At 62.0% G+C, this 21,880-nt stretch carries 16 protein-coding genes; 6 read left to right on the top strand and 10 right to left on the bottom strand.

Annotated elements, in window-relative coordinates:
* Positions 1-12: 12 nt before the first annotated feature.
* From CRO59_RS23730 to cbiE, 10 genes are all read right to left on the bottom strand, one after another.
* The gene (locus tag CRO59_RS23730; protein WP_097089897.1) at positions 13-1,392 is read right to left on the bottom strand and encodes a PepSY domain-containing protein; all 1,380 of its coding nucleotides are present in this window, start codon (positions 1,390-1,392) and stop codon (positions 13-15) included.
* Positions 1,393-1,569: 177 nt separating this feature from the next.
* A complete protein-coding gene (locus tag CRO59_RS23725; protein ID WP_097089898.1) occupies positions 1,570-3,690 on the bottom strand; it encodes a TonB-dependent copper receptor in 2,121 nt (706 codons plus the stop codon).
* Positions 3,691-3,775: 85 nt separating this feature from the next.
* Positions 3,776-4,222 (bottom strand): DUF2946 domain-containing protein, encoded by a 447-nt coding sequence (locus tag CRO59_RS23720; protein WP_097089899.1) that lies wholly within the window; start codon positions 4,220-4,222, stop codon positions 3,776-3,778.
* 21 nt (positions 4,223-4,243) lie between these two features.
* Positions 4,244-4,723 carry a copper chaperone PCu(A)C gene (locus tag CRO59_RS23715; protein ID WP_097089900.1) on the bottom strand — a complete coding sequence of 160 codons (480 nt, stop codon included), beginning with the start codon at positions 4,721-4,723 and terminating at the stop codon, positions 4,244-4,246.
* Positions 4,724-4,771: 48 nt separating this feature from the next.
* On the bottom strand, positions 4,772-5,170 hold the full coding sequence (locus CRO59_RS23710) for a DUF2946 domain-containing protein (protein ID WP_097089901.1): 399 nt from the start codon (positions 5,168-5,170) through the stop codon (positions 4,772-4,774).
* Positions 5,171-5,268: 98 nt separating this feature from the next.
* Entirely contained in the window at positions 5,269-5,559 is a 291-nt protein-coding gene (locus CRO59_RS23705) for an addiction module antidote protein (protein ID WP_003221244.1), read from the bottom strand.
* 3 nt (positions 5,560-5,562) lie between these two features.
* Complete coding sequence (locus CRO59_RS23700) at positions 5,563-5,865, bottom strand: type II toxin-antitoxin system RelE/ParE family toxin (RefSeq protein WP_003221246.1); 303 nt, start codon at positions 5,863-5,865, stop codon at positions 5,563-5,565.
* 159 nt (positions 5,866-6,024) lie between these two features.
* A complete protein-coding gene (locus tag CRO59_RS23695) occupies positions 6,025-6,753 on the bottom strand; it encodes a cobalt-precorrin-6A reductase (RefSeq protein WP_097089902.1) in 729 nt (242 codons plus the stop codon).
* Positions 6,750-7,847, bottom strand: coding sequence for a cobalt-precorrin-5B (C(1))-methyltransferase (locus CRO59_RS23690; protein WP_097089903.1), 1,098 nt, complete (start codon positions 7,845-7,847; stop codon positions 6,750-6,752). The genes CRO59_RS23695 and CRO59_RS23690 overlap by 4 nt, the downstream gene beginning before the upstream one ends.
* Positions 7,840-9,051: a precorrin-6y C5,15-methyltransferase (decarboxylating) subunit CbiE gene (cbiE, locus tag CRO59_RS23685; RefSeq protein ID WP_097089904.1), complete on the bottom strand. Its 1,212-nt coding sequence runs from the start codon at positions 9,049-9,051 to the stop codon at positions 7,840-7,842. Before cbiE ends, CRO59_RS23690 begins: the two co-directional genes overlap by 8 nt.
* Positions 9,052-9,284: 233 nt before the next feature.
* Here cbiE and CRO59_RS23680 point away from each other — a divergent pair, with 233 nt between their 5' ends.
* From CRO59_RS23680 to CRO59_RS23655, 6 genes are all read left to right on the top strand, one after another.
* Positions 9,285-9,941, top strand: coding sequence for a hypothetical protein (locus CRO59_RS23680; protein WP_096794807.1), 657 nt, complete (start codon positions 9,285-9,287; stop codon positions 9,939-9,941).
* A gap of 119 nt (positions 9,942-10,060) precedes the next feature.
* Positions 10,061-11,359 (top strand): precorrin-3B synthase, encoded by a 1,299-nt coding sequence (gene cobG / locus CRO59_RS23675; protein WP_305883208.1) that lies wholly within the window; start codon positions 10,061-10,063, stop codon positions 11,357-11,359.
* On the top strand, positions 11,352-11,978 hold the full coding sequence (locus CRO59_RS23670) for a precorrin-8X methylmutase (protein ID WP_096794809.1): 627 nt from the start codon (positions 11,352-11,354) through the stop codon (positions 11,976-11,978). Before cobG ends, CRO59_RS23670 begins: the two co-directional genes overlap by 8 nt.
* A complete protein-coding gene (locus CRO59_RS23665) occupies positions 11,975-12,709 on the top strand; it encodes a precorrin-2 C(20)-methyltransferase (protein WP_371917839.1) in 735 nt (244 codons plus the stop codon). Before CRO59_RS23670 ends, CRO59_RS23665 begins: the two co-directional genes overlap by 4 nt.
* Positions 12,709-14,409 carry a precorrin-3B C(17)-methyltransferase gene (cobJ, locus tag CRO59_RS23660; RefSeq protein WP_096794810.1) on the top strand — a complete coding sequence of 567 codons (1,701 nt, stop codon included), beginning with the start codon at positions 12,709-12,711 and terminating at the stop codon, positions 14,407-14,409. Before CRO59_RS23665 ends, cobJ begins: the two co-directional genes overlap by 1 nt.
* Before the next feature lie 409 nt (positions 14,410-14,818).
* On the top strand, positions 14,819-21,874 hold the full coding sequence (locus CRO59_RS23655) for a TcdA/TcdB pore-forming domain-containing protein (RefSeq protein WP_097089906.1): 7,056 nt from the start codon (positions 14,819-14,821) through the stop codon (positions 21,872-21,874).
* Positions 21,875-21,880 lie beyond the last annotated feature (6 nt).

Raw genomic sequence — 21,880 nt, 5'->3', positions numbered from 1 at the left:
ATCTCGCCTGCTTCACGTTGAAGTTGAGGCAGATTCAGCTTGGCGGCCCAGACGCGACAACAGCAGCCGATCCAGCAGCCAGACCAGCACCAGCGAAGCGCCCACCAGCGGAAAGATCACGGCCAGAGCGAGCATGATCGCCACGCCGGTTTTCCATTTCGGCAGGTCATGGCGCAGCGGCGGCACGCCGAACTTGCCCTGCGGACGCCGCTTCCACCAGATCACCACACCGCTGACGGCGCTGAGCAGAATCATCAGGCAGATCAGCAGCACGATGATCTGGTTGAAGGTGCCGAACATCTTGCCTTCATGCAGCATCACACCGATTTCCGTGGCCCGCGCCACCACGCCGTACTGCTCGAAACGCACATCGGCGAGGACCTTGCCAGTGTACTGATCGACATGCAGGGTCGCGTCGTTGCGCGGGTCGTCGGCGAACATGGCGATGGTGAACACGCCGGTCGCGGTGGTTGGCAGGGTGATGCTGTAGCCGGGTTCGACCTTGCGTTCAATGGCGATGTTCTGCACCTCTTGCAGGCTGATCGCGGGTGCGGCGGGACCGTGTTGCATGTCGCCGTGGGCCATGTGTTCGGCGTGGTCGCCGGACATCGGCATCGGCGTGTTTTCCATTGCCCATGGCACGGTCTGGCGCGCGGCGTTATTGAGGCTGCCGGCCTCGACGTCGGAGGTCGGCACGTTGTTCCACATCGCGGCCGGGAACACGTTCCACACTTGGGCGTACTGCTTGCCCCAGAAGCCGGTCCAGGTCATGCCGCTGAGCAGCATCACCAGCAGCAATGCTGCGCCCCAGAACCCGGTGACCGCGTGCAGATCACGCCACAACACCCGACCGCGACTGTTCAGGCGAGGCCACAGAATCCCCGCCGCCTGACCGCGCGGCCACCACAGAAACACCCCCGATACCACCAGCACCACACCCCAACCGGCGGCGAGTTCGATCAGGCGGTCACCGAGCGTGCCGATCATCAACTCGCCGTGGATAGCGCGGGCGACGGCTTGCAGATTTTTCTTCGCATCCTGCTCGCCGAGGATGTCGCCGTGGTACGGATCGATGAACACATTGAGTTCGTGACCTTCATTCTTCACGACAAATTGCGCGCTGCGTTCGGCGTTGGCCGGCGGCAGGTATTGGGTGATCTGACCCTGTGGATAAGCGCTCTTGACCCGTTGCAGCAGATCATCGGCCGGCACCGTGTGATGCCCGGCCGGGACGTTGAGCAGGCTGCTGTACATCAGTGAATCGAGTTGCGGTTTGAACAGGTAGATGATGCCGGTCAGGGCCAGCATTACCATGAACGGCGCGACGAATAATCCGGCATAGAAATGCCAGCGCCAGGCCAGGTTGTAGAAATTCGGTTTGGGCTTTTGCATCACGTTTGCTCCGCTTGGCTTGGATCTTTTCTTTGTTCTGTATGGGGAGTTTCACCACTGCACTCCTGTGGGAGTGGGCTTGCTCGCGAAAGCGTCGTGTCAGGCGCCACCCATGCTGGATGTACCGCCGTCTTCGCGAGCAAGCCCGCTCCCACAGGGGCAGGGCGTGCCGCTCGGTTAGAAACTCATATCGACCTTGGTCCAGAGCGTGCGCCCCGGTTCATTGATCGCTTGCGGGTCGTTGGCCGGGTAGCCGAAACCGGCGTTACCCGCCAGGTTCAGGTGCTCGGCGTAAGCCTTGCCGAACAGGTTGTCGACGCCGGTGCTGACCTTCCAGTTTTTGTTGATCCGGTAGGCGCCGTTGAGCGAGAACACGCCAAAGCCGCCGCTCTTGTCGTAGTCCTTGCCGACCACGTTGCCCTTGTTCTGGTCGATGCGGTTTTGCGCCGCGACCACGCGCCACAGCGCCCCGGCGCTCCAGTTGTCTTCGCTGTAGGTCAGGCCGAAGCGCGCATCCAGCGGCGGCATTTGCGGCAGGGCTTTGCCGTCGCTGCTGTTCTTGCCCCAGGCGTAAGCCAGGGTCGCGTCGGCTTTCCAGTTATCGGTGAGTTTGTAGGCGGCACCGAGCTCGCCACCCATGATCCGCGCGTCGATGTTTTCCGCGCGCGAAGTGCTCATGCCCATCATCGTCGGTGTGTAGTCGAACAGGATGTAGTCGCGCACCACACCGATGTAGCCCGAGGCCCAGGCTTCGAGTTCGGCAGTCTTGTAGTTCACGCCGAAGTCGAACTGGGTGGTCTTCTCCGATTTGATCGAGTCGAACGCATTCAGCGAGCCGGCCGGGCCGGACTTCGGTGAAAACAGCTCCCAGTAATCCGGGAAGCGCTGCGCGTGACCGAGGCCGGCGTACAGCGTGGCCGGGCTGTCAGCGAGGTCATGCTCGTAACGCACGAAGCCGCTTGGCAGGGTGTCGGCGCGGGTCTCGTCGGCGGTCGGATTTGGCCGGCTCATCATTCCCGAACCAATGCGCTGCCGGTAATCCTTGGCCGAAGCACGGTCGACCCGGGCGCCGGTAATCAGCCGATCACGGTCGGCGGCGTACCAGGTCATTTCGCTGAACACGCCGTAGTTATGGAAATCGGCGTCCTTGGTGTACGGCTGATCCTTGTAGGTGTCGATGCCCATGCCACTGCGCTGGCGATGCTCGTTGGTCTGCGCATCGAGACCGGTGATCAGCTGGATGTCGGCCCAGCGCCAGGTTGCCTTGATCCGCGCGCCGAGGGTGCGCCGGTCGACGTTGGAGGCCATGGGCCCCGCCATCATCCCGGTGCCGGATGGGGTGCGCAGGCTGTAGTTGTCCATCACGTGGTCGGCGTAGTTGTAGTAGACCTGCGCTTCGAGTTTCTCCAGTACGTCGGTGATGTTGGATTTTTCGAAGCGCAGGCCGAGGCTTTCGCGCAGGAACTGCGAACCGTCCATGCCGCGCCCGGCGTAGCGCGCTTCGCCGTCGCCCTTGCCGGCGGTGAGTTCGATCAGGGTGTCGGCGTCCGGGGTCCAGCCGAGCGCGATGTCACCGTTCCACTTGTCGTAGCGCGACGGCACGCTGTCGTTGTTGCCGTCGCGATAGTCGTCGGAGTGCGCGGTATTGCCGATTACCCTTACGTAGCCCAATGGCCCGCCGGCAGCGGCGTCGACAACTTTGTCGAAGCGTCCGTTGGAGCCGGCCAGCACGCTGGCATTCACCCGCGTGCCGAGTTCGCCGAAGCTTTCCGGCTCACGGTCGAAGAGGATCGTGCCGGCCGATGCGCCCGGCCCCCAGAGTACGGTTTGCGGGCCCTTGATCACCGTGAGTTTGTCGTAGGTTTCCGGCGAGATGTACGAGGTCGGCGCGTCCATCCGCCCGGGGCAGGCGCCGAGCAGCATGCTGACGTTGGTGAGAATGTTCAGGCGCGAACCGAACATCCCGCGCAGCACCGGATCACCGTTGGTGCCGCCATTGCGCACCAGGGCGAAGCCGGGAATGGTCTTCAGGTAATCGCCGCCGTCACTGGCCGGCACCGGCTGACGCGGATCCTTGGGGTTGGTGACGATGGTCAACGGCGAGCTGGGAGCGATCGCGGTGATCACCGTCGGGCTGAGTTCATCAACGTGACCGGCGTGGTCATCGGCCAGCACCAACGGCGACAGCAGGACGCCGCAAAGGACGGCGGTGGCGTGCGAGAAACCAATGCGCGATGCGTTCAGCGCGAAAGACGCCTGGGCAGAACCCGAGCGTGGAACAGCAGAAAACCTGGACATGACAATTTCCATCAAACAGTCGTAAACGACACGGCCGGCAGCCTGAAGCTGTCTTCTCAACCGTGTGCAATCAAAGGTGCGGTGTTTACGCCGTGATGGGCGGGGCGCGGGTGCGGGCGCCGGGGAAGAAGGTCTGCCGGGCATGGCCCAGACGCGGGGAGGGCGGGGTGAAGGTGTTGACGTGGGCAATGCTGAACGTGGCGAACGTGCCGCCACCGGTCAGCGCCGGGCAATTGAACAGCAGGCTGCAATAACCGCACTTTTCCCATAGGGCGTGGTGCGAGGATTGTGGCAGGCAGTGTTCGGCAGCCGGTTGTGCGCCGTGCGCGGCGTGATCCATGCCCGGCATGTCCATCGCCATGTCCATGCTCATCGGCATGGAAGTCGAGGCGTGCTGATCCATCGGCATCGACTGAGAAATCAGCGGGCCGATGAAGATCATCAACATGGCGAACAGGGCGATCCAGCTACCGCGGGTCAGAGTCTGGCTCTGGCGATGCAGGCGGGATGCCCCGGCGCGTTGCAGGCGCACGGGCGTGGTCAGCCGGATCGGTTACTGGGCGTGATCGTGTGCCTGGGTATCTTGCGGAGGTTTCTTCTGCACCGCGACTTCGACGGTGACGTTACCGGCCTTCTCGAAATGCAGGGTCAGCGGGAAGCGTTTGCCGTCGCTGAGCAGGCTGCGGTCTTTCGGGTTGAGCAGCATCACGTGATAGGCCATCGGCGCGAATGTGACCTTGCCGCCGGCAGGAATCACCACGTTGGGCACCTGCTGCATCTTCATCAGATCGCCCTGCATCACGTGCTCATGGAGTTGCGCTTCGGCGGTGATTGGCGAGTCGACGCTGAGCAGGCGGTCGTCGGTCTTGCCGGGATTGCTGATCACGAAATAAGCCGCGACGGTCGGCGCGTTGGGCGGCAGCTCCTGCGACCACGGGTGAGCGATTTCCAGCTCGCCGGCCTTGTATTCGTGGGCATGGGCGAAGCACGCCGGCAGCAACAGCGCAGCGATGACGAAGAGTTTGTTCAACATGGCAGTTCTCCAGAACGATTTGATACGCAGGTCAATTGCGAGAACAAATCAAACCAGAGGCGAGGCGCGGGGATTAAGGCTCGGCCATTGCTGGCGCGGTGTCGGTGGTTGCAACGAGGGTGGCGCCACGCTGCGATTGCTTTCGTAGCGGGCGAAATACAGCTGCGGTGCATGGCCCGGCAACGCCACCAGCGGCGCTGAACCCGAGCAGCACCAGCAATGCTGCATGTTGGAATGGCTGTCGTTGGACGGGGCTTTCTGCTCTGGGGCGCCGATGTTGATCGCCACCATCTTCGTCCCGCTGCCGGTGCAGAAACTGCTCCACAGCAACTGTTCGGCCGGTGAACTGGCCGCCTGCGCCATCGCCCCGGTCATCGGCATGGCGAGCATGTTGAACAGCACTGCGAAGCAGGCGATCCAGGCAAATGCAAGCCGGTGTCGGTTCATGGGACAGATCCGTTGGGTGGGCGATCAGGCGCGGGCTATTTAGCCTGATCAGGGCCGATAAGTAAAAAGGCGTCGTGCGGTATGGTGTCGCAGATCAATCACACCGCGACGGCGTGCAATCTCAAACCCAAAGCCTTCATGACCTTCATGATAGTTGCGAATTCGGGGTTACCAGTGCTGCTCAGCGCTTTATAGAGACTTTCACGACCCAGGCCAGCATCACGTGCCACCTGTGTCATGCCCTGGGCTCGGGCTATGTCATTCAGTGCTGCACGGATGAGTACGCCATCGCCTTCATCATCATCAAAGCAAGCGTCCAGATAAGCCGCCATGTCCTCGGGGGTTTTAAGGTACTCGGCGGCGTCGAAACGGGTGAATTTTTCGGTCATGACTTACTCCTCATTACCGATGCTATGTGCCATTTGTACGGCGCGCTTGATATCACGCCGTTGTGTCGATTTGTCGCCGCCGATCAACAGCAGATAAATCACTTCGTCTCGACGAGTGAAGTACATCCTGTAACCAGGGCCGTAGTGAACACGCATTTCGTAAACGGTGTCACCGACAAATCCGCAATCGCCAAAGTTGCCATGTTCGGCTGCTCGAAGTCTGGAGATGATTCGGCCTTTGCCGATGATGTCTTTCAACGAGTCGAGCCATTCGGAAAATATACGGGATCGTTCGAGTTCGATCATGTCAGGATCGTATTCCTTGGGATACAGGCTGGCAAGCCGCTTTTTGACGGTTGTCTGCCTGTATGGATTAAAGGAACCGAAGTATTAGGTGAGGGAATAGCGAAGAACAGTCGGCTGCTTCCTCAAAACAGGCCGGCTAATTCGCAGATTAAATCGAAATCAGGAAAAGTCTGACGTCAGCAGTGCATTAAGGACTTCAGACGTAGACCCAAACTCCCGATCAACCCCCGGCAAGACTGGCCGCTTCAACACATGCACCGGTACCCCCAACTCCCGCGCCACTTCCAGTTTCGGCTCGGTCGCGGTGCTGCCGCTGTTCTTGCTGATCAGCACATCGATCTGCCGGCGTTCGAACAGTGCGCGTTCATCCTCCAGCAGAAACGGCCCACGGGCGCCGATGACTTCGCAGCGTTCGTTACCGGGATAAGCGTCGAGGGCGCGCAGGGTCCAATACTGGTTGGCAGGGATTTCGTCGAGGTGTTGCAGCGGTTCGCGGCCGAGGGTGAACAGCGGGCGGCGGAACGGTTTGAGGGCTTCGATCAGTTCGGCCCAGTCGCTGACTTCTCGCCAGTCGTCGCCCGGTTGCGGCTGCCACGCGGGGCGGCGCAAGGCCCAGCAGGGGATGCCGGCGAGTTGTGCGGCGATGGCGGCGTTGTGGCTGATTTGCGCGGCGTAAGGGTGGGTCGCATCGAACAGCAGGTCGATGCCTTCAGCACGAATGAATTGCGCCAGACCTTCGGCCCCGCCGTAGCCGCCGACGCGCACCTGGCAGGTCAGGTCGGTCGGCACCCGGCCCACGCCGGCCAGACTGTAAATGTGTTCTGGCCCCAGCGTACGGGCGATGGCCAACGCCTCGGTGACGCCGCCAAGCAACAGAATGCGTTTCATGCAAAACCTCCGGCGTGGCCGACAATGCCGCCTTGGCGATCAATCGCAAACACCTCGACCTGCACCTGCGCCGGCACCACGCTGCGTGCGAAATCAAGCGCGTGGCGGCAGACCTCATCGCCGAGGGCAATGCCCGCCGCGCTGGCCATCGCCAAGGCCTGTTGACTGGTGTTCGCTTCACGAATGCTCTGCTGCAACGCCTGATCAGCGCCAATCGCCGCCGCCCATTCAGCCAGTTGCGGCAGGTCGATACTCGAATGCCGCGAGTGCAGATCCATGTGCCCGGCCGCCAGTTTGCTGATCTTGCCGAAGCCGCCGCACAGGCTGAGTTTATCCACCGGCACTTTGCGCAGATGCTTGAGCACTGCGCCGACAAAGTCGCCCATTTCGATCAGGGCGATTTCCGGCAGGTCGTAGACCCGGCGCATGGTGTCTTCGCTGGCGTTGCCGGTGCACGCGGCAATGTGCAGATAGCCATTGGTTTTGGCAACGTCGATGCCCTGATGGATCGAGGCGATGTACGCCGCGCAGGAAAACGGCCGGACGATGCCGCTGGTGCCGAGGATCGACAAACCACCGAGAATGCCCAGCCGCGGGTTCATGGTTTTCAGCGCCAGCGCCTCGCCGCCCTCGACGTTGACCGTGACCTCGAAACCGCCGGCATAAGCGCTTTCGGTGGCGAGCAGCGTCAGGTGGTCGCTGATCATCTTGCGTGGCACCGGGTTGATCGCCGGTTCACCGACGCCGAGCACCAGCCCCGGCCGGGTCACGGTGCCGACACCTGCGCCCGCGACAAAGCGAATCCCCGGCTCGGCCAGCAGCCGCACGTGCGAATAGAGCAGAGCACCGTGCGTTACGTCGGGGTCGTCGCCGGCGTCCTTGATCGTCCCGGCCTCGGCGCCGCCCTCGGTCAGGCGGCAGAACTCCAGGCGCATCTGCACTTGTTTGCCTTTGGGCAGAACGATCTGCACCGCATCCGCCGACGTACCGCCGAGCAGCAGGCGGGCGGCGGCGAGGCTGGTGGCGGTGGCGCAGCTGCCGGTGGTCAGGCCGCTGCGCAGGGGCGCGGGTTGTTCGGCGGTTTCGTCACGCATCGAGGGGTTTGACCAGATCCAGCAGGGTAATCGGCAACGCCTGACGCCAGGTGTCGAACTCGCCCAGCGGTTGCGCCTGGGCCATGTGAATTCGGGTCAGTTCGCCGCCGTGGCGTTCGCGCCAGTGCATCAGAGTGACTTCACTTTGCAGGGTCACGGCGTTGGCAACCAGTCGACCACCGGGTTTGAGTTGTTCCCAGCAGGTTTCAAACACGCCTTCACGGGTCACGCCGCCGCCGATGAAGACCGCGTCGGGTCGCTCCAGCCCGGCAAGGGCCTGCGGTGCGCGGCCACGCACCAGGTGCAGACCGGGTACGCCCAACGCGTCGCGGTTGTGTTCGATCAAGGCCTGTCGGCCTTCGTCCGCCTCGATGGCAATCGCGCGGCAGCTCGGGTGCGCGCGCATCCATTCGATGCCGATCGAGCCGCAACCGCCGCCGACATCCCACAGCAGTTCGCCGGGGATCGGCGCGAGGCGGGCTAGGGTGATGGCGCGGACATCGCGTTTGGTCAGTTGGCCGTCGTGCTGGAATGCCGAATCGGGCAGTCCGGCAAGACGTGACAGGCGCGGTGCCTGCGCATCGGCCAGGCATTCGATGGCGATCACATTCAGATCGGCAATCGCCGGGTCATTCCAGTCATTGGCAGTACTTTCGAGGCGCCGTTCGGCATCGCCGCCCAAATGCTCAAGCACAGTCAGGCGGCTGCCGCCAAAACCGCGCTCGCGCAGCAGCGCCGCGACTGCCGCCGGACTGTGCCGGTCATTGCTCAATAGCAACAGGCGCACCCCGCTGAACAGCTGCGCATTGAGTGCCGCCAGTGGTCGCGCCACCAGCGAGAGGGTGACCACCTCCTGTAACGGCCAGCCGAGCCGGGCGGCGGCCAGCGAACAGGAAGAGGGCGCGGGCAGGATCAGCATCTCGGCACTCGGCACGTGCCGCGCGAGGCTGGCGCCGACGCCGTAGAACATCGGATCACCACTGGCCAACACGCACACCGCTTCGCCGCGCTGCTCCAATACCGGCGCGAGGGAAAACGGACTCGGCCACAAAGTGCGTTCGCCACGAATGCACACCGGCAGCAAGTCCAGTTGCCGCTGGCCGCCGATGATCCGCGAAGCAGCCAGCAGGGCGCGCCGGGCGTTTTTGCCCAGGCCCTTGAAGCCGTCTTCACCGATTCCCACAACCGTCAGCCAGGGTGTCATGCCGTTCCTTAATCCTGAGTAGATCTTCACGGGCGGCATGATAACGCGACTGCCGGCACCTGACGCAGGTCTGTCGTCGCGGCGTGTCGAGAACAACGCGGAAACTTAATGTCGAGTAATAGTGATTTTTTCAACTTCCGTTTTTGTTAGTTTGATTCCAAGTCAGTTCTTTTTAATAAGTCTGGCGCAATGAAGCTATAAAATTAATACGTGCCAAGTTGGCAGGGAGCGATATGGATATCAATTCAGCTACACGTTTAAGTCAGAGTAATGCAGTTGCCGTTAATAATATGTTGTTCACCGGACTGGAGGGGCGGGCAGAGGCCGATAACAGATTTGTGAGGAACTGCATTTATCTCGCCCAGATCGCGGCGGACAGCCGTTGTGACAGCAGTCTTCAGCCTGCAGAGTGGTTCGATTACTTTGTCGGAGGCTTGTGGTCATGTGGCTGGGAACAGGAGGAGAAACCGGTGGTGCTGGTCCAGGAGGCGTTTTCCGGAAGTGTGCAGGAGGCGTGGCGGCGGTCGACAGCACCCTTGCTCGCCCGCGTTCAATTAGCGCAGGTTGAAGCCGGGCTGGCAGCGCTTGAAAAAGATGTAGCGCTACTGCAAAAGTTTACCGCCCTGAGTGGCAAAACCTTCACCTCGCACATTGTGCCGGTCAGTCAGAACGCCAACGGCGAGTTGGTTGTGTTGCTCAGCCATATCCGCTTTTTCAAGTTGGTGTTGAGTACCAACTACCTGTTCTGGCAGGTCCATCAACCGATGTCGCAACTGGACATCCGCGCCAGGAGAATGGTGATCAGTCGCCGGGACATCGACAAAAGCCGGGACGTTGTAGATCAGGCGATTCGCGAGAGCGTGCCCGACCTTGAGGAGGTCGAACTCTGAACAGCCGCAGTTTCCGACCGGCAGGCATTTTCATGCGCTCGGGCAAAGCAGGCATAATGGCGACCTTTCGCCCACCACAGCGCTGCCCGTCAGCCGGTCATCCCTTGAACGAACGCTCAATGTCCACCGCTCTGCGCCCCTCGGCTTGTCCGGGGTTGCTGCGTATTGTCCAGGCGCTGGACGGCGGCATTTGCCGGATCAAGCTCAATGGCGGCTCGATCACTGCCAATCAGGCCGACGCGGTGGCCGATGCCGCCGAGCGTTTTGCCAGTGGCGCGATCGAGGCGACCAACCGCGCCAATCTGCAGATTCGCGGCATCGGCGAGCAGTCAGCGGCATTGATCGACAGTTTGCTGGCCGCCGGCCTGGGGCCGCAAACCGCAGCGGGCGACGATGTGCGCAACCTGATGCTCAGCCCCAGTGCCGGGATCGATCAGCAGTCGCTGTTCGATACCCGGCCCCTGGCTGAACAGATTCTGGCGACATTGCAGACGCATCCGCGCTTTCACCAGTTGAGTGCCAAGTTCGCCGTGCAGCTGGACGGCGGTGAGGCGTTGGCGATGCTCGAGCATCCGCATGATCTGTGGCTGTCGGCGTTCGAACGTGACGGTGAAGTGTTGTTGGCGTTCGGTCTGGCCGGCTGCCCGACCGATCGTGCGGCCGGTGCCGTGAGCGTGGAAAACGGCCATGCACTGGTGGTCGCGGTGCTGGAGTTGTTCCTTGAGCTGGCTCGGCCGGAGCAGACCCGCATGCGCCATTTGCTCGATGAACTGCCGCTGCTGGCGTTTCTCGAACAATTGCGCGAACGCGTGGCGATCAAAGCTGCCGTTGCTCGACAGCGCACGCCGATGGCGGATGCGCTGCATATCGGTGTTCACGCGCAAAACGCTGACGACCGGGTATATGTCGGTGCGGTGCCGGCGCTCGGCCGTCTCGATCCGGCCATGCTGCGGGGCGTGGCCCGGCTGGCTCGCGAGTTCGGAGATGGCAGCCTGCGTTTCACCCCTTGGCAAAGTCTGCTGCTGCCGAACGTGAAACCCGCCGACCCGGGGCGAGTCCTGCAACACCTGAGGCAATTGCACTGGCTGACCGACACCCGCGAGCCGCTGTCCCGGCTGATTGCCTGCACCGGCTCCAGCGGTTGTGGCAAAGGTCTGGCCGATACCAAACACGACGCGCGGCTGCTGGCGACGTTGTTGCCACAGGCGCAGCACGTGCACCTGTCCGGTTGCCCGCGCTCTTGTGCGGCGGCCCATTGCGCAGCGGCGACATTGCTGGCGGTCAGCCCCGGTCATTACAACCTTTATTTTCGCGATGCAGCGCTGCCGGGTTTCGGCACGCTGCACGCACGCAACCTTACTATTGAAGCGGCCGCGATCCTGCTCGACGCCCGCTCACGGAGCCCCCTTGATGCTTGATTACATCCGCGACGGTCAGGAGATCTATCGCAACTCCTTCGCGATCATTCGCAGCGAGGCCAATCTGGCGCGCATCCCGGCCGATCTGGAAAAACTCGCGGTGCGGGTGATCCACGCCTGCGGCATGGTCGAGGCGGTCGATGGTCTGCAGTTTTCCGAAGGTGCCGGCAAGGCCGGGCGCGATGCGCTGGCGGCCGGTGCGCCGATCCTGTGCGACGCGCGGATGGTCTCCGAAGGCGTGACCCGTGCCCGTCTGCCAGCCAACAACGAGGTGATCTGCACTTTGCGTGACGACAGCGTGCCGCAGCTGGCCCGTGAGCTGGGCAACACCCGCTCGGCGGCCGCGCTGGAACTGTGGCGGCCGCATCTGGAAGGCAGCGTGGTGGTGATCGGCAACGCGCCGACCGCACTGTTCTATCTGCTGGAAATGCTCGACGCCGGGGCACCGAAACCGGCGCTGATCCTTGGCTTCCCGGTGGGCTTCGTCGGCGCTGCCGAATCGAAAGCGGCGCTGGCGGCTGACAGTCGCGGCGTACCGTTCGTGATCATGCAAGGCCGGCTCGGCGGCAGCGCCATGGCCGCCGCAGCAGTCAATGCCCTCGCCACGGAGATCGAATGATGCAGGCCAAAGGACGTTTGATCGGCCTCGGTGTGGGCCCCGGTGATCCGGAACTGATCACCGTCAAAGCCCTGCGTCTGCTGCGCGAGTCGCCAGTGGTGGCGTACTTTGTCGCCAAGGGCAAGAAGGGCAATGCGTTCGGCATTATCGAAGCACACCTGCAGGACGCGCAGAATCTGTTGCCGCTGGTGTACCCGGTGACCACCGAAGTGCTGCCGGCGCCGCTGTCCTACGAGCAAGTGATCAGCGATTTCTATGATGATGCCGCCGAAGAAGTTGCGGCGCATCTGGACGCCGGGCGCGACGTTGCAGTGATCTGCGAAGGCGATCCGTTCTTCTACGGCTCCTACATGTATCTGCATGACCGGTTGTCCACGCGCTATGAAGCCGAAGTGGTGCCGGGCGTGTGCTCGATGCTCGGCGGCGCCTCGGTGCTCGGCGCGCCGCTGGTGTATCGCAACCAGAGCCTGTCGGTGCTCTCCGGCGTGCTGCCGCATGAGGATCTCAAGCGCCGTCTGGCCGACGCCGATGCGGCGGTGATCATGAAACTGGGGCGCAACTTTCCCAAGGTCCGTGCGGTACTCGAAGAACTCGGTCTGGCCGAGCGGGCGCTGTACGTCGAACGCGCGACCATGGCCAATCAGAAGATCGTGCCGCTGGATCAGGTCGAGCCGATGTCCTCGCCGTACTTCTCGCTGATCATCGTCCCGGGCGAACGGTGGCAAGGTTGATGACGCCATCCACACCGGCCATTGTCATCCTCGGACAGGGCGCGCTCGCCACCGCACGGCGGATCCAGCAGTTGTATCCGACAGCGCAGATCCACGGCCTCGCCGGACGCGTCGAAGGCGCCGACTGCAGCTATCAGGAATTCGGCGCGACCCTGCGTGAGTTGTATCAGCAAGACACGCCGATCATTGCCCTGTGCGCGGCCGGCATTGTCATTCGCACCCTGGCGCCGTTGCTGCTGGAAAAAGGTGCTGAACCGGCGGTGCTCGCCGTTGCTGAAGACGGCAGCGCCGTGGTGCCGCTGCTCGGTGGCCTCGGCGGAGTGAATGTCATGGCCCGGGAAATCGCCGCCGCATTGCAGGTCGCCGCAGCAATCACCACCAGTGGCGAATTGCGTTTTGGCACCTGCCTGCTCAATCCACCCAGCGGTTATGCGCTGGCTGATCTGGAACTGGGCAAGCGTTTCGTTTCCGATCTGCTGGCGGGGCACAGCGTGCGCATTGAAGGGGCGGCGCCGTGGCTGGATCAGGCGCAGTTGCCGCAAGACCCGCAGGCGCAGCGCTCGATTCATGTCGGCAGTGCCGAGCGTGTCGCGAGCGCCAACGAGTTGCTGATCTATCCCCGCAGTGTGGCGGTGGCGGTGAGTGCGCAGTTGGACGATCTGCCGCATGCCGTGCGCGCCGCGTTGCAGCAGGCCGGGGTTGCGCAGCAGTCGCTGGCCTGTCTGCTGGCGGCTGATACTGAAATGGCGTCGGCCAGACTGCGTGAAGCCGCCCTCGAACTGGGGGTGCCGCTACGCTTTGTCGCGGCGCAGAAAGACCTCGGCGAGTTGGCTCGTCAGGCACTGCCGCAGGCCGCGATCAGCAATACCAACGGTCTGGCGATTGCGCGGGCCGAACAGCCGCTGGACGTCGCGCAGATCGGTCGTCAACGTGGGCGCCTGGCGGTGATCGGCCTTGGCCCCGGCGCTGCCGAGTTGATGGTGCCTGCGGTCAAGGCGGAACTGGCGCGGGCCACCGATGTGCTCGGCTACGAAACCTATGTGCGCATGGCCGGCCCGTTTCGCGATGATCAGGTGCAGCACTGCACCGACAATCGCGAAGAAATGCAGCGCGCCCGCCACGCCTTCCGGCTGGCGGCCGAGGGGCGTTCGGTCATCGTGGTCTCATCCGGCGACCCCGGCGTGTTCGCCATGGCCGCGGCGGTGCTCGAAGCGTTGCACGAGTCGACCGACCCGAAATGGCACAGCGTCGAGCTGGAAATCCTGCCGGGAGTGTCCGCCTCGCTTGCCACGGCTGCGCAAGCGGGTGCGCCGCTGGGGCATGATTTCTGCGTGATGTCGCTGTCGGACAACCTCAAGCCGTGGTCGATCATTGAAAAACGTCTGGATCTGGCGGCCGAGGCCGATCTGGCGCTGGCCTTCTACAACCCGATTTCCCGGGCACGCCCGTGGCAATTGGGGCGTGCGCTGGAAATCGTCGCGCAGCATCGCAGCGCGGCAACACCGGTGGTGCTGGGGCGCGACATCGGTCGCCCGGGGCAAACCCTGCGCGTGACGACACTGGGGCAACTGACCCCGGATCAGGTGGACATGCGCACCATGGTGCTGGTTGGCTCTTCAACGACTTGCACCTTCCCCAAGGCTGAAGGTGGCGAGTGGGTCTACACGCCGCGCTGGTACGGCGAAAAGCCCCAGTCCTGAGCCGTTGGCGAGGGAGCTTGCTGCCTCGCCAACCGCGATCTCCCGCACAGATTGTTTCCGGATCTGACCGCGTCATATTGTTCAACGCGACCTGTACGATCTGCTCCGCTTCTGTGTGAGAGCTTTCTCTTTGCTTACATTCTGTTCGACTTATCTTGAATACTGATAGGCAGACCTGAAATTGCAGCCTTGATAATTTCGCGTTCTGCTCGGGTGCGTTTGATTTATATATTGATTGTAGAAATAACTTGTTGCCGTTACATGCGTTATCAGTTGTTTTTTAGTTGTTGATTTTGACATGTATTGAAAGTTTTGAAGTTTGAGCTCCGATTCGCCAGAAGTTAGTTTGGCCGCTATGCAAGTGCCAGCGGGCACTTTCGTTACTGGTCAGGGCAAAGGAGCAACTTTCATGCAGGACCGAAGAACTCAAGACGCCAGCGGGTTTGTCAAATTCATCAAACTGTTCAAGCAGGCGGATCTGGAACAGGCCATGTCGGCGTACAGGGGCAGTGAATCCTATCAGTCAGTGTGGCGTTATTATTTTGCCTGTATCGGCTTGCTCGATTCTCCACGACTGATCGAGCCTTTGGCACTGCTCAAGCAGTCGATCGGCCAGTTGATCGGTTCGCCACATAAATACTCGCAATCCGATAGCCAGCCTGCACAGTTGTCGCGCATCTATAACAGCATCCAGGCTTTCGAGACCCGTGTGCAAAACAGCCTGGCGTACGCGAAGAGCACCCCGACTGCGGTGCCGAAGAATCTGCACTTTGTCTGGCTCGGTGGAGGACTGGGCGCGATACAGCGTGACTATCTCAACCTCTGGAAACAGGTGCTGAACGGGCAAGGTTACAGCCTCCATCTCTGGTACGACAGCGACGCATTGTTGGCCTGGCAAACCAACAGGCTGATCGTCGAGGCGGCCAAGGCTGACGCCCTGCAACAAGATGGCAGCGACAGTATTTCCAAAGACCAGTTGGGCACGCTGTACGAAGAACGGGCCATCGTCCTTAAACAACAGATGTCCATGCATATCGATGCCGCACTGGCGCGGGGACTTTCAGCTGATGAAGCACGCGTCGATCTGTTGGCCCGTGCCTATGGGCAGGACGCCGCGCAACTGGAGGCGCTGATCGAGCAAAACCGCCGCAGTCTGCTGGACCTCGCAGGAGACGACCTGCAGTTGCGCGACTTGAACGCCCTGGATACTCCGCTGCAATTACAGGATATCTACGAGCGCGAAATCCGGTTGCGCGGCAATCTGGCAGCTGCTTCCGATGTGGTGCGCGCCGAGGTCGTTTACGAAGAGGGCGGCGGATATGCCGATGTCGATAATCTGCCGCCACTGGTCAAGACCCTGGGAGGCGTTGACATCAGCGGGTTTGATCCCCGGTCACGCGTTGGCGTTCTGCAACTGCTGCTCGATCACAATCGGCACTGGATGCCTGCACGCGAGGCGCTGCGCCACCAGTACACTGATTATCTGGCAAGCATTCCCGAGCAACACCGCGCCGCGCTTGAGACGTTTGCCCGACAAAAACCGGCGCTGAATGAAGTGTTCCAGGCGCCGGCCGAGTTGCTCGTCCGCCCACAGGACTTGCGGGCAGTTGCTGTGCAGAGCTCGCTGAGCAATTCCTTCCTGATGGCCCATGCCCGATCGCCGATGCTCAAAAGCGTGATCGACCGGTTTCGCTTCAATTATGACTTCATCGACCTGACGGCTCGACTGGCGGCCAAGCGCGGCGTTGCGCTGAGCGATTTTTACGGCATGTCGACGCTTGCGCGCGAGGTATTCGAGCAAAACTGCGGCTCGATTGCCGCTCTGTCCTCGATCGAGCATGCAACGGCGAACGAACTGATTCTGGCGGTCGCTGGATATTTCGAAGACGGTATCCGCCCGCAGAGCGAATGGACAATTTTTCTGACTGGCCCGGCCGCGATGCGCGCTGGCATGCGCGATTACGAACGGCACAACTTCGTCCCGCGCGAAGATGAAACAGTGCGCGTCGAGACTGCCATCGAGCCGCTCTGGATGATCAACGACAAGACCGAGGAGGAGCAGGATCACTCGTGGAAAGACAACGCCAGCGATGATGAACAATGGGTTGTCGACGAACAGCAGCGTTGGCGGCAAGGACAGTTCAGTGCCCGCTACAGCGGTGATGTTGCTGCCCTGCTCAAACAACAGACTGTGTTGTTCGAAGAGGGTTGGCCGCTCATCGAGGGACGCCCGGTGTTATTGACGGAGGTCTTGCAAGGGATGATCGACCGACTCGGTGCACCGTTTGTGGCGGCGATGAGGCAAGGTCATAACGGTCCGCTGGTTTTTCCCGAAGGGCCGGGTCTGGGGTTCGACGATCGTCAGGCCATCAAGGCCCAACCCGTCACTCTGCAAGCTCCGGCGTCGCTCAGTGATGCGCGGATTCAGGGGCTGGCGCTGGATGAGTTGCTAAGCGGCATTGCCGAGGGTTCGCTGCAGTTCTTCCAGATCAGTCCCTTGCAAAGGGTAGTGTTGGGACAGATGCTCGGCGTACGCTCACTGGATAACTCAAGCTTCACGCAACTTGCCCCCGAGCTCGACAACCTCGCCAACAGCGTTGCCGAGGTAGGAGCATCGGTGCGTTATGCGGCCATTGAACGCCATCTGTATCAGCATCGGGCGCCGCAATTCATGGCCGGTCTCGCCAGCCATGTCGACCAGCCGATGGTCTCGTCGGACAGCGCGCTAACGTTGAAACGAGCTGCGCTGTCGCAGGCGCACACGCTGTTTCAATGGGGCCGTCATGTTGCCCATATCCAGACCATCGCCACCCGCGAACATCGTGAGCAGGTGATCCTGCGGCTGGGTCAGGTACTGGGGCAAATCGAGGCCAGTGACGTCAAACTGGTGCCGCAGGATCTGTTGCTCCAGGGGCCAGGGGATCCCGGTGGCCGTTGTTACCCGCTGGCGCTGATCATGAGCGCTGCTCTGGAGCACGGCGTGGCGGCGTCGCGACGCTTGCGCGAGCGATTCTTCCTGGCCACGGTCGAGCCGCAGCAGCGCGATTCAATTGTATTTCTGGAGGCGCTCGAGGAGTTGCGCGGCGTGCAGTTGCACGATATCGGCAAGCCGCTGGGGCGGGTCGATCTGCAGCAGCTCGGCACCACGCTGGAGGCGTTCGCCAGCTCGCGCACGCTGATGCTCAACTCGGATAACCACGCCATGCTGGTGGCGAAAACCTTCAATGGTGGGCGCGCCACCTATCACTTTTATGATCCCAATTTCGGCGTGTTCGAGTTCGGCCAGCCAGACCAGCTCCAACTGGCACTGACCGACCTTTTCCAGAAACAGGGCATGGCGAAATACTATGCGGCCTATGGCGACGACGCGCGCCCGACATTTGATCTGATCGAGCTGCAGGGGCAAAAGATAGCGGCGCTGGATCTGTCCGGCGGTTTGCGCGTCGGGCAATTGCTGGAATCCGACAATGTGCTGCCGGAGCATACACAGCGACCGATCCGTCGGCGCCTGAACAGTGCTCGCGGCCATTCCCTGGTCAATAATCCGCACCTGGGGCGCAGCCTGCGCGATCTGGACAGTCATTGGTGGGGACAGCAGATTGCCCAGGCGACTGACGCTCTACAGCACTTGCATGCGGCGGCAAAACCGCTGGTGCCGTTGTTCGAAACCCTGGAGATGACGCCTGCCGGCGAGTACCGGATCAACCTGATCGATCCCTCGCAGGCCGAGCATGTGGTGCAGGTGGTGAGCTCCGATCACCGTCTGCTGCGCATCAGAAATTATCTGTCGGAGCAGTTTTCGGCACTGGGCACCCGAGCCTCGCCACAGATGGCAGAGGCGGGTGCCGTACACACGCTCAATACCGGCTTCACCATCCAGGCACTGATGAACGTCCTGCGTGGACGAGAGGGGGATGACCGCACCCTGACCACCGCCGTGCGTTTGCACGCTTACGTCAATTACGCGCAGCTGGTGCATGGCAATGTCACGGATGTCGCTGGCCTGATCAGTCTGGTAAAAACCGCGCTCAATGAAGAGAAGATCATCGCCCGCACCTGTGCGCCGGTGGTTGGCGAGGCGCTGGGGCATGTCGCCAACGAAGGCGTGGGCGCGGTGCTGGGGCTGGCTAATGTCGGTTTCGACATCTATCAATTGGCGACGGCAGACAACGAGATCGAGCGCGCGCAATTCGGCACCCAACTGGCCTTCGACTCCGCCAGTCTGGCGTTGACCGCCGGTGGTCTGGGGGCTGCCACGGCGGGCGCGGCAACAGCGGCCGCCGTGCTCGGTGGAGCCGGGGTGATCCTGGGCGGACTGGCCGTGGGTGTGGCGGCCCTGGCCCAGGGGTTTGCCAGGATCGCTGAGCAGGCGCAGGAGGTCGGGCTGTTCTTCGATGAGCTGGAGCGGGCCTGTCGGGGTGTCGGTTATCGGTATGACGACGGACTCGGGGCGTGGGTCGCTCACCCTTCGCTGGTCGTCCAGAGCCTGGACTTCAATCGCACGATGCTGGTGCTCGACAGTCCGAAGGTGTATCGGCTGCGCGACCATTTCGGGGTGCCGGATTTCAATCCGGATGATCAACAAGCGCTCGATCTGCGGCGTGAACTGGGTCTTCCCGGCTACATCCACTTCGATCCGCCGAGCACGCAACTGGTCGTCCTGCCGTGCACGCCGACCACGTACTACGGTTACGAATACAAGGCGCTGCCTTTCTCGACGCTGCGTCACGACACCGGCTTCGATACCGCCCGCAAGCTGGAGAAGAAGGATGCGGCTGGCCAGCGGCGGTTTCTGTTTTCGTTCTACTCCTTTCCCGTGCACTACATCATCAACCGTCTCGCACCGTCGTATCGGCCAACCGTGATCGAGGTGCGGCTGGATGCCCACGAGCGTGCGCTGGCGGTGCCAATGATGCCGCAGGTCTGGCACGACAAGGTGTCGTACCGCATCGAAGGTGCGGGCGGCGCCTGCTCACTGATCCTCAATCGCGGGGTCAATCTCCAGTTGCAGTCCCCCAGCCTGCAGCAGTGCCGCTGGAATCTGGTAGCCGCCTGGGCCACCGAGAGGGATGTGCGGATCGACGTCGGCGGGGTTCTTTCGGTGGGTGGGGTGAAGGTGACGTTCGGCGGCAGAGGTCGGCATGAGGTCATGCTTCAGCTGACCGGGCGGCAATCGTTCAAGGTCAACCGCAGTGACGGACGACTGGACATTATCGAGCAGAGCGCGCCAGCCGGGGAGAATGAGCAGTCGCTGCTCACGCATTACCAGACACTGGCCCGGGAGCATCGGCTGGTGCTGCCTTACACGCCAGTTCATCACTTTCCGATTTCTTTCGAGCCCGAGAGCCAGCCGCGTCACACCACGGCCTGGTACGACGCTGCCGAGGATCGTTTTCTGTACATCCGCAGTGAAGAGGTACTGGCGGCCGATGAAATGCTGCTGGCGGCGGTGGTCGACGATTCTGCGTTTTTCTATGAGCTGCACAACTACGATATCTGGCAGATCGATGCCGTCAGCGGTTTGCTCAAGTGCCGCTACCGTCTGCTTGTCATGGAGGGGCAGTGCAGCATTCGGCGTATTGAAGTCGATGCGCAGGGCGTGATTCATATCGAACAGCAATGGCTGGGTACCGATCGGCAAGTCACGCAATTCAACTACCTGATCCATGAAGGCCAACTGCAACTGGTGGCAGTTACCCGAGAGATTGACCGTGAGCTGGGCCAGCGAGTGTTCGCCAACCCGACCTTGACGGATTGGTCGGTAGTGCTTGGTCACTATTTCACGTTATCGCCGGTACCCGAACGCGCAGGCGTCAGTACCGTCGACTGGCAACCGGCCGCTTACGTGTCGGTCTGCTGGGCGTTCGATCCGGGCAAACGTGACCTGGTCTGGATTCGCAGCCGTGACCTGTTGTGCATTCATCCGTTTGTCTTCGGGCATGACCGCGGCTGGGTCGATTCGATCAAACAGCTTGGTGATCTGCTGCTTCTGCCGGTCAACGATGAGCACGAGCTGTTTTTCATCTACGACCGGCTGGCGCAAAAGCTGTGCAAGGTGCAACGCAGCGCGTCCGCTGGCAGCGAGCGCTGGCCGACACAATGGACGCATCAATGGCTGCAACCCGACGGGTTGAATGACGTTGTACCGGTGCAGGACGGGTATCTGGCCCTGACCGACGACGGTCTGTTCTTCAACCTGACCGCAGAGGGTGAAGTGCATCTGGGTGGCTTGAGTGAGCGCTGGCTCAGGGGGCGCGCACAGTGGTGGCAGGCACTCGAAACGCTGGCGGTGAAGTACCCGGTCAACAGTTTCGCCATTCTGGGTCTGCGCAACGCCGCCGGTGATCGCAGCCTGTGTGCCTGGTATGTGGATAACCGCTTGCTGCTGTGCGATCCGGGGCACGAACGGGAAATGCGCCTGCTCGGGGTCACACCGGACAACCAGGCGGTCTGGCTGTTCGATGTCGCCAGCGGTGAAATCTGCAGTCAGCGGTTCTTCGACAGCCGGCAACTCGAGCCAGCATTCGGCAGCGGCGCCCAGTTACTGGCGAGCGACATGCTGCCGGCACCGCAGGCCGAGTGGGACGACTGGCGGTTCAGCGCCGTGCGCAATGACGGCTCCGGTCTGTACGGGACATCGGTCAACGGCGTGTCACTCAAGCTGCGATATCAGGAAGCTGAAAGGATCATCGGCGTCGATCATCACTGGGCCAGCGAGCACGCGGAACATTTGCCGGAGTCTCTGCAGGCATTGCTGGAGACCGCCGAGCATGGGCCCTACATCGCCGTGGAGTCTGGCGCGGGCAACCTGCAATGGTACGACGTGGCGAATGCACAACTGATTCGTGTAGCAGGCCAGAACCTGCCAGACGATTGCGAATTGCTCGGCACCCGCCATCGGCATGTGCTGCTGCACGAACTTCAGGCACACCGCGTACACGTCTACCCCGGTCAGCAGAGCATCGGCCCGTTCGAATACATGCGGCGCGAGGCCGAGGTGTTGGTGGTCGAGGGCCAGAACAAGGTTGAAGACCTGTTGCCACTGATCGCTGATGACGTGAGCTGTCTGGTGTTGCGCCTGGGGCAGGGCGGCGTCACGTATCACCTGTCGAGGGCCTGCTGGTTGCGGCTGGACTCGGTGATTGTCGATTGCCGTCACCCGCTGGGCGAGGTTCCGGCGATTCCCGGCAAGCTGGTCTGGGCGCTGGACGCACCGCAAACACTGCAACTGTCGTTTGTCGACGAGCACTTGCTGATTGTCGACCCGGATCGCCAGCACAGCCTGATCCTGCGGGATGTGTGCTCGGTGGATCCGGCGATGCGTGGCGACGTCTTCCTCGGGTTCGAGGGCGGGCGTTCCTATCCGGTATCGAGCCTGGTGCAGAGGCTGCGGGAAATCGTCGAAGTCGATGATGCCGACGGCAGTGCAACGCTGGCGCAGTTGCTGGGAGCGGTGCCGGCCTGACGAAAG

The sequence above is a fragment of the Pseudomonas sp. LAMO17WK12:I5 genome (assembly GCF_900215165.1).
Lineage (GTDB): Bacteria > Pseudomonadota > Gammaproteobacteria > Pseudomonadales > Pseudomonadaceae > Aquipseudomonas > Aquipseudomonas putida_A.
Note: the sequence above shows the minus strand (reverse complement) of the source record. Positions and strands in the feature narration are given on the sequence as shown.